At 68.4% G+C, this 13,236-nt stretch carries 14 protein-coding genes, 1 other RNA gene and 2 pseudogenes; 11 read left to right on the top strand and 6 right to left on the bottom strand.

The genetic code is table 11. From position 1 onward, the window contains the following. Positions 1–161: 161 nt before the first annotated feature. The 5 genes and pseudogenes from Q0480_RS16790 to Q0480_RS18005 all read left to right on the top strand — a co-directional run. Positions 162–317: pseudogene (locus Q0480_RS16790) on the top strand (acetyl-CoA C-acetyltransferase); the annotation flags it as partial. Between the two features lie 111 nt (positions 318–428). Then, positions 429–1,154 carry an acetoacetyl-CoA reductase gene (gene phbB, locus Q0480_RS16785; RefSeq protein ID WP_299134679.1) on the top strand — a complete coding sequence of 242 codons (726 nt, stop codon included), beginning with the start codon at positions 429–431 and terminating at the stop codon, positions 1,152–1,154. Between the two features lie 239 nt (positions 1,155–1,393). Next, entirely contained in the window at positions 1,394–2,962 is a 1,569-nt protein-coding gene (locus Q0480_RS16780) for an AMP-binding protein (RefSeq protein WP_299134678.1), read from the top strand. Positions 2,963–3,274: 312 nt separating this feature from the next. Beyond that, positions 3,275–4,495, top strand: coding sequence for a tryptophan synthase subunit beta (trpB, locus tag Q0480_RS16775; RefSeq protein ID WP_299134677.1), 1,221 nt, complete (start codon positions 3,275–3,277; stop codon positions 4,493–4,495). Positions 4,496–4,793: 298 nt separating this feature from the next. Beyond that, positions 4,794–5,015: pseudogene (locus Q0480_RS18005) on the top strand (hypothetical protein); the annotation flags it as partial. Between the two features lie 41 nt (positions 5,016–5,056). On the opposite strand, the gene Q0480_RS16770 reads toward Q0480_RS18005, so the two are convergent. Next, positions 5,057–5,668, bottom strand: coding sequence for a hypothetical protein (locus Q0480_RS16770; RefSeq protein ID WP_299134675.1), 612 nt, complete (start codon positions 5,666–5,668; stop codon positions 5,057–5,059). Positions 5,669–5,883: 215 nt separating this feature from the next. Between Q0480_RS16770 and Q0480_RS16765 the strand changes: the two genes are divergently transcribed. Together Q0480_RS16765 and Q0480_RS16760 are read left to right on the top strand one after the other, a co-directional pair. Continuing rightward, positions 5,884–6,417, top strand: a complete 534-nt coding sequence (locus Q0480_RS16765; protein ID WP_299134673.1) for a LuxR C-terminal-related transcriptional regulator — start codon at positions 5,884–5,886, stop codon at positions 6,415–6,417. Between the two features lie 117 nt (positions 6,418–6,534). Next, positions 6,535–6,885, top strand: coding sequence for a hypothetical protein (locus Q0480_RS16760; protein ID WP_299134671.1), 351 nt, complete (start codon positions 6,535–6,537; stop codon positions 6,883–6,885). Positions 6,886–7,068: 183 nt separating this feature from the next. On the opposite strand, the gene pth is transcribed toward Q0480_RS16760, so the two are convergent. Then, entirely contained in the window at positions 7,069–7,791 is a 723-nt protein-coding gene (gene pth, locus Q0480_RS16755) for an aminoacyl-tRNA hydrolase (RefSeq protein ID WP_299134669.1), read from the bottom strand. 99 nt (positions 7,792–7,890) lie between these two features. After that, on the bottom strand, positions 7,891–8,496 hold the full coding sequence (locus tag Q0480_RS16750; RefSeq protein ID WP_299134667.1) for a 50S ribosomal protein L25/general stress protein Ctc: 606 nt from the start codon (positions 8,494–8,496) through the stop codon (positions 7,891–7,893). A 223-nt stretch (positions 8,497–8,719) separates the two neighbouring features. Between Q0480_RS16750 and Q0480_RS16745 the strand changes: the two genes are divergently transcribed. From Q0480_RS16745 to Q0480_RS16735, 3 genes are read left to right on the top strand one after another with little or no spacing between them, the layout of a single operon-like run. Continuing rightward, positions 8,720–9,154 carry a PaaI family thioesterase gene (locus Q0480_RS16745; protein WP_299134665.1) on the top strand — a complete coding sequence of 145 codons (435 nt, stop codon included), beginning with the start codon at positions 8,720–8,722 and terminating at the stop codon, positions 9,152–9,154. Further along, positions 9,154–9,663, top strand: a complete 510-nt coding sequence (locus Q0480_RS16740) for a PaaI family thioesterase (RefSeq protein WP_299134663.1) — start codon at positions 9,154–9,156, stop codon at positions 9,661–9,663. The genes Q0480_RS16745 and Q0480_RS16740 overlap by 1 nt, the downstream gene beginning before the upstream one ends. Next, complete coding sequence (locus Q0480_RS16735) at positions 9,653–10,975, top strand: MATE family efflux transporter (RefSeq protein ID WP_299134661.1); 1,323 nt, start codon at positions 9,653–9,655, stop codon at positions 10,973–10,975. The genes Q0480_RS16740 and Q0480_RS16735 overlap by 11 nt, the downstream gene beginning before the upstream one ends. 20 nt (positions 10,976–10,995) lie before the next feature. Here Q0480_RS16735 and Q0480_RS16730 read toward each other — a convergent pair whose 3' ends face one another. From Q0480_RS16730 to ssrA, 3 genes are all read right to left on the bottom strand, one after another. Beyond that, a complete protein-coding gene (locus Q0480_RS16730; protein ID WP_299134659.1) occupies positions 10,996–11,703 on the bottom strand; it encodes a gamma-glutamylcyclotransferase in 708 nt (235 codons plus the stop codon). Beyond that, positions 11,700–12,131 (bottom strand): ClpXP protease specificity-enhancing factor SspB, encoded by a 432-nt coding sequence (locus Q0480_RS16725; RefSeq protein ID WP_299134657.1) that lies wholly within the window; start codon positions 12,129–12,131, stop codon positions 11,700–11,702. Before Q0480_RS16725 ends, Q0480_RS16730 begins: the two co-directional genes overlap by 4 nt. Before the next feature lie 273 nt (positions 12,132–12,404). Beyond that, positions 12,405–12,757: a transfer-messenger RNA gene (ssrA, locus tag Q0480_RS16720) on the bottom strand. 7 nt (positions 12,758–12,764) lie between these two features. Here ssrA and Q0480_RS16715 point away from each other — a divergent pair. After that, a complete protein-coding gene (locus Q0480_RS16715; protein ID WP_299134654.1) occupies positions 12,765–13,136 on the top strand; it encodes a cupin domain-containing protein in 372 nt (123 codons plus the stop codon). Positions 13,137–13,236 lie beyond the last annotated feature (100 nt).

The raw sequence follows: 13,236 nt of genomic DNA, 5'->3' as shown, positions 1-13,236 counted from the left end.
AGAGGAATCGCGAGGATGACGAGTCGTAACAATATTGCGCGCCGCGTCTCAAGGGACGGGGGACGGGGGACGGGATCGGTCTGCGATCCCCGTTTTGGAGGAATGGCATGACCAGCATTGTTATCGCATCGGCGGGACGGACCGCCGTCGGCGGCTTCAGCGGCGCCATCGCCATCGGCCACCCGATCGGGGCGTCGGGCGCGCGGGTGCTGAACACCCTGCTCTTCGAGATGAAGCGTCGCGACGCCAGGAAAGGCCTCGCCACGCTCCGCATTGGCGGCGGCATGGGCGTAGCGCTCTGCGCCGAACGGTCGTAAGGGGCGGAATCGTCATGCCCTGGCAGGTCGAGCTGTCATGGGCACGCCCGGCGTCGGGTCGCGAAAAGGCCTGACGTGACGTGAAAAGCTTGAAAGAACGGAGGAAATACCATGGGACGAGTGGCTTTGGTCACGGGCGGGTCGCGCGGCATCGGCGCGGCGATCTCGATCGCGCTGAAGGAGGCGGGCTACACCGTCGCCGCGAACTACGCGGGCAACGACGAGGCGGCGAAGAAGTTCACCGCCGAAACCGGGATCAAGACCTACAAGTGGTCGGTCGCGGAATATGACGCCTGCAAGGCCGGCATCGCGCAGGTCGAGGCCGATCTCGGCCCGGTCGACGTGCTGGTCAACAACGCCGGCATCACCCGGGACGGAATGTTCCACAAGATGACCCCGCAGCAGTGGAAGGAGGTCATCGACACCAACCTCAGCGGCGTCTTCAACATGACCCATCCGGTCTGGGGCGGCATGCGCGACCGCAAGTTCGGCCGCGTGATCAACATCTCCTCGGTGAACGGGCAGAAGGGCCAGGCGGGCCAGGCGAACTATTCCGCCGCCAAGGCCGGCGACATCGGCTTCACTCGCGCGCTGTCGCAGGAAGGCGCCAAGGCCGGCATCACCGTCAACGCGATCTGCCCCGGCTACATCGCCACCGAGATGGTGAAGGCCATCGACGAGAAGGTGCTGAACGAGCGCATCATCCCGCAGATCCCGGTCGGGCGTCTGGGCGAGCCCAGCGAGATCGCCCGCGCGGTGGTCTTCCTCGCCTCCGAGGAAGCCGGCTTCATCACCGGCTCCACCATATCGGCGAACGGCGGTCAGTTCTTCGGCTGAGACGGTTGCGGGCCTGCCGGCCACCGGCCGGCCCGTATCGCCTCCCGCTCGCGCCTCGCGCAGGCTCCGGTGACCGCCGCCTGGTCGCCGGAGCCTGTACGCTTGCGTGGCAGGATCGATTGGCGATATTTCGGGGCGCGATGCGAGGCGGAACAGGCTTCGCATGGCCTGTCTGTCTGGCCGGTCGGCGCCGAAGATCAGACCGTTTTCGGCTGGCCGGTATCCCTGAGGTGTGCCGGATGCGACCCAAGTCGGAAGAAGATCGCTTCGAATCCCTGCGGCGGTTCCGCTCGCTCCCCGAAGCGGTTCTGGCCGCCCGCCGTGCGCACGGCTCCGCGACGGTCGCCTTCGAGGATATCGAGGGGAGCGCGCTGACCTATGGCCAGCTGGCGCTGGCCGGGGCGGTGCTCGAACGCGCGCTGCGGTCGCGGTTCGCGCCTGGCGAACGGGTGGGCCTGCTGTTGCCGGCCGCGCCGGGTGCGATCGCGGTGCTGTTCGCCTTCTGGCGCGCTGGCCGGGTTCCGGCGCTGGTCAACCCGACGGTTGGCGTGGGGCCGGTGCTGTCGGCCCTGCGCACCGCCGGTTGCGGGACGGTCCTCTCCAGCCGCGCCTTCGTGGAAAAGGGCGACCTCGGCGATCTCGTCGCCGCGGCGCGGGTGGCGGGGATCCGGATGCTCTGGACCGAGGACCTCCGGGCTTCGGCCACGCTTCTCGACAAGGCTGTGGCGTTCGTTTCCTCACACATCGCGCCGCGCGACGTGGGGCCGGCAACCGAGGCCGCCGTGCTTTTCACCTCCGGCACCGAGGGTGCGCCGAAAGGTGTCGTGCTCTCGCATGGCAATTTCCTCGCCAACGTCGCCCAACTGCGCGCGCGCGCACCTATCGGGCAGACCGATCGCGCGGTTTCCGCGCTGCCGCTGTTTCACAGTTTCGGACTGACGGCGGGGATTGTCCTGCCCCTGGTGACCGGCATCCGCACCGGGCTGCATCCCTCGCCGCTGCACTACCGCGTCATCCCGGAACTGGCCCGGAAGCTTCAGGCCACGATCCTGTTCGGCACGGACACCTTCCTGACGGGCTGGGGCCGGCGGGCGACGGCCGAGCATTTCGCGTCGCTGCGCGCGGTCGTCGCCGGGGCCGAGCCGGTGAAGGCCGCGACGCGGGCGGTCTGGTCCGAGCGGTTCGGCGCGACGATCCTCGAAGGCTATGGCGCGACCGAGACCGGCCCGGTGCTGGCGCTGAACGATCTTGACGATCAGCGGCCCGGCACCGTCGGCCGGATGCTGCCCGGCATCGAGTATCGGCTGGAACCGGTGGCCGGGGTGGACGGCCAGCGGCTGCTGGTCCGCGGGCCGAACGTGATGCTCGGCTATCTTCGGCCCGGGGACGGCGGCGGCATCACGGCGCTGGAAGGCGGCTGGTACGATACCGGTGATATCGTGCGGATCGGCGAGGAAGGGCACGTAACCATCGTCGGCCGCGCGAAGCGCTTTGCCAAGGTCGGGGGCGAGATGGTTTCACTGGCCGCGATCGAGGCGCTCGCCTCCGAAGTCTGGCCCGGCGAGCCGGTCGGCGCGGTCGCGCTTCCCTGTCCGCGCAAGGGCCAGAAGGTCGTGCTGGCGATCGCCAATCCGGCGGGCGATCTCGACATGCTGCGCGCGCGGGCGCGCAAGGCGGGAATGGCGGAGATCCAGCTGCCGTCCGAACTGCGCATACTGGCCGAAATCCCGGTCATGGCCTCGGGAAAGACCGATTTTCCGCGTCTGCGGGCACTTCTGGAGGCCGGGGAGGTCCGAGTGTCCGATTGAAAGCCCGGACGGGTCGGTCCGGCGGGTCTTTCCACGCCTGGGTCGCGTCGGTCATGGGACCAGTATCTCCGATATTGCCGCCCATGACCTCCCGCCGGGGGCACTAAAATCCCTTGCCTGCCCGCCGCCGCCGAATTTCCAACAGACTCTGACGAGACGGGCAGTGGTTTCGCATCGGCCATGACGGAACAGGGCCCTCACCGCTGTTTTGCTCCAGCTCGTCGCCTCCGCGGGGCGGCCGTTCGCGATTCCGTCGTCGACGACCCGGCGGGCGGCGGCTATGTAGGGCGGCGTTTCCAGCGGGGCGGGGCCATGACCATACAGACGCTGAATTCCTATCGCACGGGGCCGGACGATCGGGGCCGGTTCGGCGACTTCGGCGGGCGTTTCGTTTCCGAGACGCTAATGCCGCTGATCCTCGACCTCGAGGCCGAATACGAGCGCGCGAAGATCGATCCGGACTTCTGGGCCGAGATGGACGATCTCTGGAAGCACTATGTCGGCCGCCCATCGCCGCTCTATTTCGCCGAGCGGCTGACCGAGCGGTTCGGTGGCGCGAGGATCTATTTCAAGCGCGACGAGCTCAACCATACCGGGGCGCACAAGATCAACAATGTGCTGGGGCAGATTCTGCTCGCCCGACGCATGGGCAAGACCCGGATCATCGCCGAGACCGGGGCGGGGCAGCACGGCGTCGCCACCGCGACGGTCTGCGCGCGCTTCGGGCTGAAATGCATCGTCTTCATGGGCGCGACCGACGTCGAGCGGCAGAAGCCGAACGTGTTCCGCATGCGGCTGCTCGGCGCCGAGGTGGTGCCGGTGACGAGCGGACGCGGCACGCTCAAGGACGCGATGAACGAGGCGCTGCGCGACTGGGTGACCAACGTGCGCGACACCTTCTACTGCATCGGCACGGTGGCGGGGCCGCATCCCTATCCGGCGATGGTGCGCGACTTCCAGGCGATCATCGGCAAGGAGGCGCGCGAGCAGATGCTGGCGCGCGAGGGGCGGCTGCCGGACAGCCTGGTCGCCTGCATCGGCGGCGGGTCGAACGCGATGGGACTGTTTCATCCGTTCCTCGACGATGCCGAGGTGCGGATCATCGGCGTCGAGGCCGGTGGTCATGGCGTCGATGAGCGGATGGAGCACGCGGCGTCGCTGACCGGCGGGCGGCCCGGGGTGCTGCACGGGAACCGGACCTATCTCCTGCAGGACGCGGACGGGCAAATCCTGGAAGGACATTCGATTTCGGCCGGGCTCGACTATCCGGGGATCGGACCCGAGCATGCCTGGCTGCATGACATCGGACGGGTGGAATATGTCTCGGTCACCGATGCCGAGGCGCTGGCGGCGTTCCAGCTCTGCTGTGTGACCGAGGGAATCATCCCGGCGCTGGAGCCCGCGCATGCGCTGGCACATGTGTCGAAAATCGCCCCGGATCTGCCGTCCGACCACCTGCTCGTGATGAATCTCTGCGGGCGGGGCGACAAGGACATCTTCACTGTCGCCGAGGCGCTCGGCGCCCAGGCCTGAGTGGGTTTAGGGGCGCGGAAACGTCCATAAACCTTGGTTTATCGGCGTTCGGTTTAGTCTTTGGGTGGTCCAATAAACGTTTAGCGAATGGCGTTCCCCGCGACGGACGGGCATTCACCTCCTCAAGCGCCGGGTGGCGTGAAAGTCTGCTTAAGGGGTGCTCCCGAACCGGTAGGTGACGGAGAAGAGTTTCGAGGGGTAGGGGGCCCGGTCCAGCGCTTTGGTGTTGGGCCGGGTTCGCCTCTTTCAGGGTCCCTGTTCGGGGGTGTGGGGCTCTGCTAGCGTGATCGGACTGAATATGAAGTATGGCTCGGCGATCCTCCGGCTTTTCGCGGTGATGACCGCGATGATGGCCGGGAGTCAGGCCGGCGCGCAGGCGCCGGTCGACAAGATCGTGGCGCAGTTGCGCGGCCAGGGCTACGAGGTCGTGGATGTGCGGCGGACGCTACTCGGCCGCATCAAGGTCGAGGCGGTCAGCGAAGGGCGGAAACGTGAGATTGTCTTCGACCGCACGACCGGCGAAATCCTGCGCGACTATGTCGAGGACGCCCCGAGCCGAGGTCAGGCGCCGAAGCCCGTCGCGCCGGCCGCGACCGCACGCGCCAAGACCGTGCCGGCGAAGCCTGCGACGGCCAGTCCCGCCACGGCCCGCCCGACTGGACGGGCCAGCGGCGAGACTTCGGGCGGAACGCGCGCGGGCGCGTCCAGATCCGGTGCGTCGAGTTCGAATGGATCGCGCGCGGGCGCATCCGGCTCGGGCGGGTCGAGTTCGGGCGGTTCGAGTTCGCGCGGCGGAGGTTCGGGCGGCGCGAGTGCGGACCGCTCCGGGTCGGGAGGCTCGAATTCGGGGGGCTCAAGTTCGGGCGGCTCAAGCTCGGGGAACTCAGGGGGCTCGTCCTCGAATGGGGGCTCGAACTCGAGCGGCGGCGGGGCTTCGGGCGGTGGCTCGGACAGTTCCGGTTCGGGTGGCGGATCGTCGGACAGTGGCGGCTCCAACGGTGGCGCTTCGAGCGGCGGGTCCGACAATGGCGGATCGGGCGGCGGATCGAGCGGCGGTTCGGGCGGCGGTGGGTCCGGGGGCGACTCCGGCGGGACGAGCTCGGGCGGCGATTCCGGCGGGTCGGATTCGGGAGGTTCGGATTCGGGAGGCTCGGGGTCCAGCGGTTCGGACAATTCTGGCGGATCCAGCGGGTCGGATTCCGGTGGTGGCGGCGATTCCGGGAGTGACTCCGGTGGCGGCGAGTCGGGTGGCTCGGACAGCGGCGGCGACTCGGGGGGCGACTCCGGTGGTAGCGGCGATTCGGGCGGAAATTCGGGGGGAAATACCGAAAGCGCCGACTGAGGTCGGGGCGCGGGCCTTCGCCGCGCGCCGGATGTACTTCTGATCCATGCGCGACCGGCTTTCCTGGAACGTCGCGCTGATCCTGGTCGTGCTGGTTCAGGTCGTCTGTTCGATGTTCTTTATCGCCGATATCCTGATCGGTATATTCGGCATCGAGCGCGAGCCGCTGAGCTGGGAGTTCCGCGAGCTGATCGAGATCGGCGCGGCCATCGGCCTCGCGCTCGGCATCGTGTTCGGCGCGATGATGCTCGCGCGGATCCTGCGGCGGAATCGCTCGATGGAGGACCAGCTGCGCCGCGCCTCGGGCGCCTTCGCCGCGCTCCTCGACCAGCGGTTTACCGAATGGGGCCTCACGCGATCCGAGCGCGACGTCGCCTGGTTCACCATCAAGGGCATGACCATCGCCGAGATCGCCAAGTTGCGCGAGACGAGCGAGGGCACGGTCAAGGCGCAATCGAACGCGATCTACCGCAAATCGGGCGTCGCGGGTCGGACCCAGCTGCTCAGCCTCTTCCTCGAGGATCTGCTCACCGCGCCACCTCCACAGCCACCGCTTCCGCTGAAGCGCGCGGCGAAGTGATCGGGCGCGGCCGCGCTTGCCGCGCGGCGCCTGAGCGGGTAGGGAAGGCGCCGGGAGCCCGCGCGGCGGCGAGACGCCGCGCCGAGGGGTTCGTCCCATGAGAGAGCACGTTACGGTATGAGCAATTATGAAATCGGGGACCTGGTGGTCCTCACGGCGGGGTCGATGCGCATGGCGGTCGAGAGCGTCGAAGGCGATCGGGTCGCCTGCGTCTGGTGCCACGAAGGTCAGATCGGCCGCGACGGTTTCGACGCGCGCCTGCTGAAGAAGTGGGAGCATCGCGAGGAGGATCGCGGCTCGCGGCCGGCGGCGAAGCCGTATCGCGGGGATCGCGAAGGGGGCGGCAAGCCTTACGCCGCCCGCGAGGACCGATCCCGCGAGGATCGGCCGCGCGACGACAAGCCGCGCGGCAAGCCCGGTTGGGATGGCAAACCGCGCGAAAAGAAGTTCTTCCGCAAGGACAGCTGAGGCGTCGTCGCCCCGGGTCTGAACCTGGGGGAGATCGAGGTTCGGGGTAAACCCCCGGACAGCGGCTTGTCGTGCGCCTCGGATGTGAGCCGCGGAACGCTCGCCGTCGGCGCTGAATGATGGCTGGCCGAACGGGATAGTCGTTTCGGCCGAGACATTTGTCGGATGACCGGACCCTTGCCCCTATCGGAAACGGTCGGCGAGGCGGCGGAGGGCGGACAAAGGGTCTTCCACCGCGTCCGGGCCGGCGTTTGCCGACTTGGCGCCCGGTTCCGGCGTTCCGCCCGCCGCCTCCGGCTGTGATGTCTCCGCCGCGGGTCGCGCCACCTTCGCCGGTTTTGGCGCCGGCGCGGGCGCGAGTTGCGACTGGAAGCGGCTCGGGTCGCCGGCGGCGAGGGCGGGCGCGGCTTTCGCGACGGCGGTGAGCAAGGGGTCGAGCCAGTCCGCGTCGGATTTCGCGAAATCGCCGAGCACGTGGTTCGTGACCAGACGCTTGTCGCCGGGGTGGCCGATGCCGAGGCGGACGCGCTGGAAGGCGGGGCCGATATGGGCGTCGATCGAGCGCAGCCCGTTGTGGCCCGCGTGGCCGCCGCCGGCCTTGACCCGCGTCCGTCCGGCTTCGAGGTCGAGCTCATCATGGAAGACGGTGACGTCGCCCGGAGCGAGCTTGAAGAAGGCGAGCGCCGCCCGCACGCTGTCGCCGGACAGGTTCATGAAGGTCTCGGGCTTCAGGAGCAGGATCTTTTCGCCGCCGACGCGGCCCTCGGCCAGTTGACCCTGGAACTTGGACCGCCAGGGGCCGAAGCCATGGACGTCGGCGATCGCATCGACCGCCATGAAGCCGATATTGTGCCGGTTGCGCGCGTATTGCGCACCGGGATTGCCGAGACCGACCCAGAGTTTCATCGACCCTTCCGCCCAGACGCGAACGCGCCTCGAAATCTCCGCGGCGCGCTTTTGTCTATCACGATCGGCCCGGGAAACCATGGCCACGCTTTCAGCCGATCAGGCCTCTTCGGCTTCCTCGTTGTCGGCGGACTTGAGGCCCGACGGCGCCTGGATGTTCGCGATCACGAAGTCGCGGTCCGCGATCGTCGGGCGGGTCCCGGCGGGCAGCGTCACGTTCGAGATATGCAGCGTGTCGTTGATCTGGGTGCCGGCGAGGTCGATCACCAGCCGCTCCGGAATGTCACCGGCGGTCACGACGAGCTCAACCTCCTGGCGCACCACGGTCAGCACGCCGCCACGCTTCAGGCCCGGAGACTTCTCGCGGTTGATGAACTCGACCGGGATGAAGAGGTTGATCCGCGAATTGTCCGCCAGCCGCAGGAAATCGACATGGATCGGCAGGTCCTTGACCACGTCGCGCTGCACGCCGCGGCAGATCACGACGTTGTCGCGCCCGTCGATCTTGACGTTGAGCAGCGTCGACAGGAACTTGCCCGCCTTCAGCTGCTTCAGCAGGGTGTTGAATTTGACGTTGATCGGCTCGGGCGCGGACCCGCCGCCATAGATCACGCCGGGAACGTATCCCTCGCGGCGGGCGGAACGGGCGGCCCCCTTGCCGACCCCCTCGCGCGCCAGGGCTTCGAGAACTGGTGTCTCAGCCATTGTGCTTGCTCCTAGAATGGCATTGGTCGCGGCCGCCTCCAAGGGTGCGGGACCGCGAGCGGCGCCTATACGCGATCGCCGGCGGAATGGAAAGGGGCTTCCCCGCCTCGTGGTCATGCCTGAGCCCTGACCGGACGTCGCGCACCGCCTGGCTGGTGTGGTTTCGGTTTGAACCCGGCGCGGGATTGTGGCCTTGTCCCCCGGAGGAGCAGTGGAAAGAGACATGTCCCAGGACGACGCCGACGGCAAGGCCGGGCTTGCGCAGCGGTTCATCGACGCGCTGCCGCACGCGTGCGATCTCGGCATGAAGGTCGTTTCGGTCGGGGCCGGCACCGCGGTTATGGCGCTCGATTACGATCCCATGCTGGTAGGTGATCCGGATACCGGGGTGCTGCATGGCGGCGTGGTGACGGCGCTGCTCGACACCTGCTGCGGCGCGGCGGTGATGAGCCATCCGGTGGCGCCGGCGGGAACGGCGACGATCGATCTTCGCATCGACTACATGCGGCCGGCGGCGCCGGGCGCGCGGCTGCATGCGCGGGCGGAATGCTACCGGGTGACGCGCACGGTCGCCTTTACCCGGGCCTATGCCTATACCGACGACGAGGCCGAGCCGGTGGCGGCCGCGGCCGGCGCCTTCACGGTCGAGGGGCGCTGATGGCGCGTGGTCCGATCGAACCGGTGCAGGTGCTGAAGAATCGACGCGACGCGGCGCTGGCCCGCATGGTGGCGAGCGTGCCCTATATCCAGCGGCTGGGCGTCGGCTTCGACCGACGCGGCGATGAACTGACCGCGCAGCTGCGCTTCGACGAAAGGCTGATCGGCAATTCCCGGATCCCGGCGCTGCACGGCGGGGCGATCGGCGCCTTTCTCGAGATCACCGCGATCATGGAGCTCGCCTGGACGGTGGTCTGGGAGCGGATGGAGAACGGCGGCGCCGCCGCGTCCGAGATCGAGGCCGGGCGCTTTCCGCCGCTGCCCCGGACCATCGACATCACGGTCGACTATCTGCGCGCGGGACTACCGCGCGACGCCTATGCCCGGGGGCGGGTGAACCGGATGGGCCGACGCTATGCCAGTGTCCATGTCGAGGCCTGGCAGGACAACCGCGCGCGACTGTTCGCCCAGGCGACCGGCCATTTCCTCATGCCGTCCAATGGGGCGTAGCGGGCCGAGCGGGGCGGTCACCCATCGCCGCGTGCTGAACATCGCCCTGCCGATCGTGCTGTCCAACGCCACGGTGCCGATTCTCGGCGCGGTCGACACCACCGTGATCGGGCAGCTCGGGCAGGCGGCGCCGATCGGGGCGGTCGGGCTCGGCGCGATCATCCTTGTCACCATCTACTGGGTGTTCGGTTTTCTCCGGATGGGCACGACCGGCCTCGTCGCTCAGGCGCGGGGCGCGGGCGACGCGGCCGAGACCGGCGCGCTGCTGACCCGGGCGCTGATGATCGCGGCCGGGGCGGGCGGCCTGATGATCGTCGGGCAGGCGGCGCTGCTCTGGGCCGCCTTTCGTGTCGCGCCGGCCTCGGCCGAGGTCGAGGGGCTGGCGCGGACCTATCTTTCGATCCGCATCTGGGGCGCGCCGGCGGCGATCGGCGCCTATGCCGTCACTGGCTGGCTGATCGGCATGGAGCGCACCCGCGGCGTGCTGATGCTCCAGTTGCTGACGAACGGGATCAACGTGGCGCTGACGGTCTGGTTCGTGCTCGGCCTGCGTTGGGGGATCCCCGGCGTTGCGACGGGAACGCTGATCGCGGAATGGTCCGGCCTCGCCTTCGGCCTCTGGCTCTGTCGCGCGGCATTCGCCGGGGCGCAATGGCGCGACTGGGGGCGGGTGTTCGACCGGGAGAAGCTGGCGCGGATGGCGCGGGTCAATGGCGACATCATGATCCGCTCGGTGGTGCTGCAGGCGAGCTTCACCGCCTTCATGTTCTTCGGCGCGGGGCTCGGCGACGTGACGCTGGCCGCGAACCAGGTGCTGCTGCAGTTCCTCGAGATCACCGCCTACGCGCTCGATGGTTTCGCCTTCGCGGCCGAGGCGCTGGTCGGCCAGACGATGGGCCAGCATGCGCGGGCCGATCTGCGGCGGGCGGCGATCGTCAGTTCGCAATGGGGCGTCGGCTTCGCGCTGGTGCTGGCCGCGGTGTTCCTCACCTTCGGTCCGGCGCTGATCGACCTGATGACAACGGCGCCCGACGTGCGCGAGGCGGCGCGACACTATCTGCCCTGGCTGGTGGCGGCGCCACTGATCGGCATCGCGGCCTGGATGCTCGACGGGATCTTCATCGGCGCGACCCAGACCCGCGAGATGCGGAACGCGGCGATGATCTCGGTGGCGGTCTATGCCTGCGCGCTCGCCATCCTGCTGCCGGCGATCGGCAATCATGGTCTCTGGGCGGCGCTCATGGTGCTGAACATGACACGGGGCGTGACGCTCGGCCTGCGCTATCCGGCTTTGGAGGCGCGGGCCGCCTGAGAGCCAACGGCGGCGCGGCGTCAGCCGGAAACGGGGTGGGCCAGGCGGCCGATCTCGTCGGCCACCAGGGCCTGCAGCCGCCAGAGGTTGCGGTCGCGGATGCCGAGCGCCTCGAGATGCGCGACCGTCTGGTAGAGATAGTCCGCCCCCGACCCAGCCTGGCCGCAAGCCCGCGCCAGCCGGGCGGCGACGATCGTCAGGGGCAGGCGGTGCTCGATGCCCGGACCCTTCGGCCCCGCCCAGAAGACCAGCGCCTGTTCGCGGCCGCGCGGCGTCTCGACCTCGCCCCAGCGCACCATGTCGGCGCCTTCGCGATGCGGGATCTCGCGCCGGATCAGCGTCAGGAGATCGGCCCGCGGGTCCGACAGCCGCAGCGTCGCGCCGACGCAGGTCCCGCCCCGTTCCAGTGCCATCATCAGTCCGGGCGCGGCGGGATCGCCCCGCCAGCGGTTCAGCCGGATGCAGAAGGACCGGTGCCAGCCGCGAAGCGTCGCCCGCTCGGTCTCGGCGACCTCGAACCCGGGCTTCCAGATCAGCGAGCCATAGGCGAAGACCCGGAGCGGCGCCGCGCCGGCGTCGATCCCGCCTTGCGCCAGAACGCGGTCGGTCAGGGCCGCCGCTTCCTCCTCCGGCATCGGCGTGAAGCCGGGACCCGGGCCGGCGTCCTCGACCACGCGAAAGCAGCGCGCGACGAGCTCCGGCGTCAGGCGCATCGCGCCGCGCGTCACCGGTTGCGGAACTTGTCCAGGCTGACGACCACCTCCGGCTCGGCGGCCTCGTCGTCGTCCTCTTCGCCGAGCCGTTCGCGCTCGTCGAACTTGAAGCCGATCTTGATCGACGGATCCATGAAGGAGACGATGGCGTCGAGCGGGATCACGATCGGTTCCGGGATATTGCCGAAATTGAGGGTGACGGTGAAACGGTCCTTCATCACCGCGAGATCGGTGAACCATTCCTGCAGGACGATCGTCATCTCGCCCGGATAAAGCTTGCGCAGCCGGTTGGACATGTCGACGCCCGGGTGGGCGGTGTCGAAGGAGATGAAGAAGTGATGTTTGCCCGGCAGGCCGTCGCGCGCGACCTGGGTCAGCACGTCGGCGATCAACCGGCGGAACGCCTTGTTCATCAGCTGGCCGTAGTCGATCCCTTTGGCCATGGCGCGGCTCCTTGTTCTCCGCGAGACCTTAGCCGATTCTTCCGGACAGAAAAGATGGAAACGCCGCGCTGCCGGTGCGCCGCCGATCACGCTCCCGCGCGGCGGTCCCCGCCACCCGGGGGGGAGCCGGTCGGGATCCGGTCACGGGTCGGTCAGGGAATGAAGTCCGGGGCGTCGAACTGGCTGAGACGGGCGCCCCCGATCGTCACCTCGGCGCCGCGAACCGACACCTCGCTGACGGCGGAGCATCCGCGGCGAAAGGCGAGGGCGGGAAGTGCAGGCTTCTGTTGCCAGGTGCCTGCGAACCCCGCCTGGACCGGCTAAGGCCCAGGACTTCAGACTTGGTCTTGCCTACCGCTTACGCGGCGAGCGCGACCGGAGCATGGTTGTCGTTGGCAACTATTGCTCTTGAGCCGATAACGGTGGCGTCCTGCCGAGTGAAAGCAAACACCTTTACACGTCCGTCGATCCTGTTTCGGCCCCGCTTGCCCCCAACGAAGGGCGTCTGGTGGAGCCGCCGGGTACCGCCCCCGGGTCCGATCCGCTTATTCCGTGCGCGTTTATCACCATAGTCCCATTGCTGGAACGGACCCAATATAGTGCGCGTCGCATTGAAACGAAAGGGCCCCGATCATGGAAAGCGACATCACCCATCCGCTGGAGCATGTGCTGCTCGTCTCGCGCATCCACGCGCCAGAGGCGGCGGACGCGCCCAGCGATCGGTTGCGCGAGGGTTCGGGCGAGGCGCGGGTCTGGAACTGCTTTTCCGATCCCGCGGGCCGGTTCCATGTCGGTCACTGGCAGGCCGAGCCGGGAGTGATCGCCGTCGACTATTCCGAGACCGAGCTCTGCGTGCTGATCGAGGGCAATGCGCGGTTGACCGACGAAACCGGGTCCGTCACCTTCGGTCCGGGTGAGGCGTTCCTGATCAAGCCAGGCTTTCGCGGCACCTGGGAATCGATCGGGCGGGTGACGAAGATCTACGCGATCCTCGACGCCGACTAGAGTATCCGTGATGATCAGGGCTTTGCGGGGGTCCAGGTTCGATCGGCCTTGAGAAGAGCGTTTGCGAGGATGATGAGCTTCCGCATGACGGCGGTGAGCG

The sequence above is a fragment of the uncultured Amaricoccus sp. genome (assembly GCF_937891315.1).
Lineage (GTDB): Bacteria > Pseudomonadota > Alphaproteobacteria > Rhodobacterales > Rhodobacteraceae > Amaricoccus.
Note: the sequence above shows the minus strand (reverse complement) of the source record. Positions and strands in the feature narration are given on the sequence as shown.

What these genes read in the sequence shown, in the direction of transcription:
- phbB (WP_299134679.1), top strand. Translation starts at nt 429, where the DNA reads ATGGGACGAGTGGCTTTGGTCACGGGCGGGTCGCGCGGCATCGGCGCG.
- Q0480_RS16780 (WP_299134678.1), top strand. Translation starts at nt 1,394, where the DNA reads ATGCGACCCAAGTCGGAAGAAGATCGCTTCGAATCCCTGCGGCGGTTC.
- trpB (WP_299134677.1), top strand. Translation starts at nt 3,275, where the DNA reads ATGACCATACAGACGCTGAATTCCTATCGCACGGGGCCGGACGATCGG.
- Q0480_RS16765 (WP_299134673.1), top strand. Translation starts at nt 5,884, where the DNA reads ATGCGCGACCGGCTTTCCTGGAACGTCGCGCTGATCCTGGTCGTGCTG.
- Q0480_RS16760 (WP_299134671.1), top strand. Translation starts at nt 6,535, where the DNA reads ATGAGCAATTATGAAATCGGGGACCTGGTGGTCCTCACGGCGGGGTCG.
- pth (WP_299134669.1), bottom strand. Translation starts at nt 7,791, where the DNA reads ATGAAACTCTGGGTCGGTCTCGGCAATCCCGGTGCGCAATACGCGCGC.
- Q0480_RS16750 (WP_299134667.1), bottom strand. Translation starts at nt 8,496, where the DNA reads ATGGCTGAGACACCAGTTCTCGAAGCCCTGGCGCGCGAGGGGGTCGGC.
- Q0480_RS16745 (WP_299134665.1), top strand. Translation starts at nt 8,720, where the DNA reads ATGTCCCAGGACGACGCCGACGGCAAGGCCGGGCTTGCGCAGCGGTTC.
- Q0480_RS16740 (WP_299134663.1), top strand. Translation starts at nt 9,154, where the DNA reads ATGGCGCGTGGTCCGATCGAACCGGTGCAGGTGCTGAAGAATCGACGC.
- Q0480_RS16735 (WP_299134661.1), top strand. Translation starts at nt 9,653, where the DNA reads ATGGGGCGTAGCGGGCCGAGCGGGGCGGTCACCCATCGCCGCGTGCTG.
- Q0480_RS16725 (WP_299134657.1), bottom strand. Translation starts at nt 12,131, where the DNA reads ATGGCCAAAGGGATCGACTACGGCCAGCTGATGAACAAGGCGTTCCGC.
- Q0480_RS16715 (WP_299134654.1), top strand. Translation starts at nt 12,765, where the DNA reads ATGGAAAGCGACATCACCCATCCGCTGGAGCATGTGCTGCTCGTCTCG.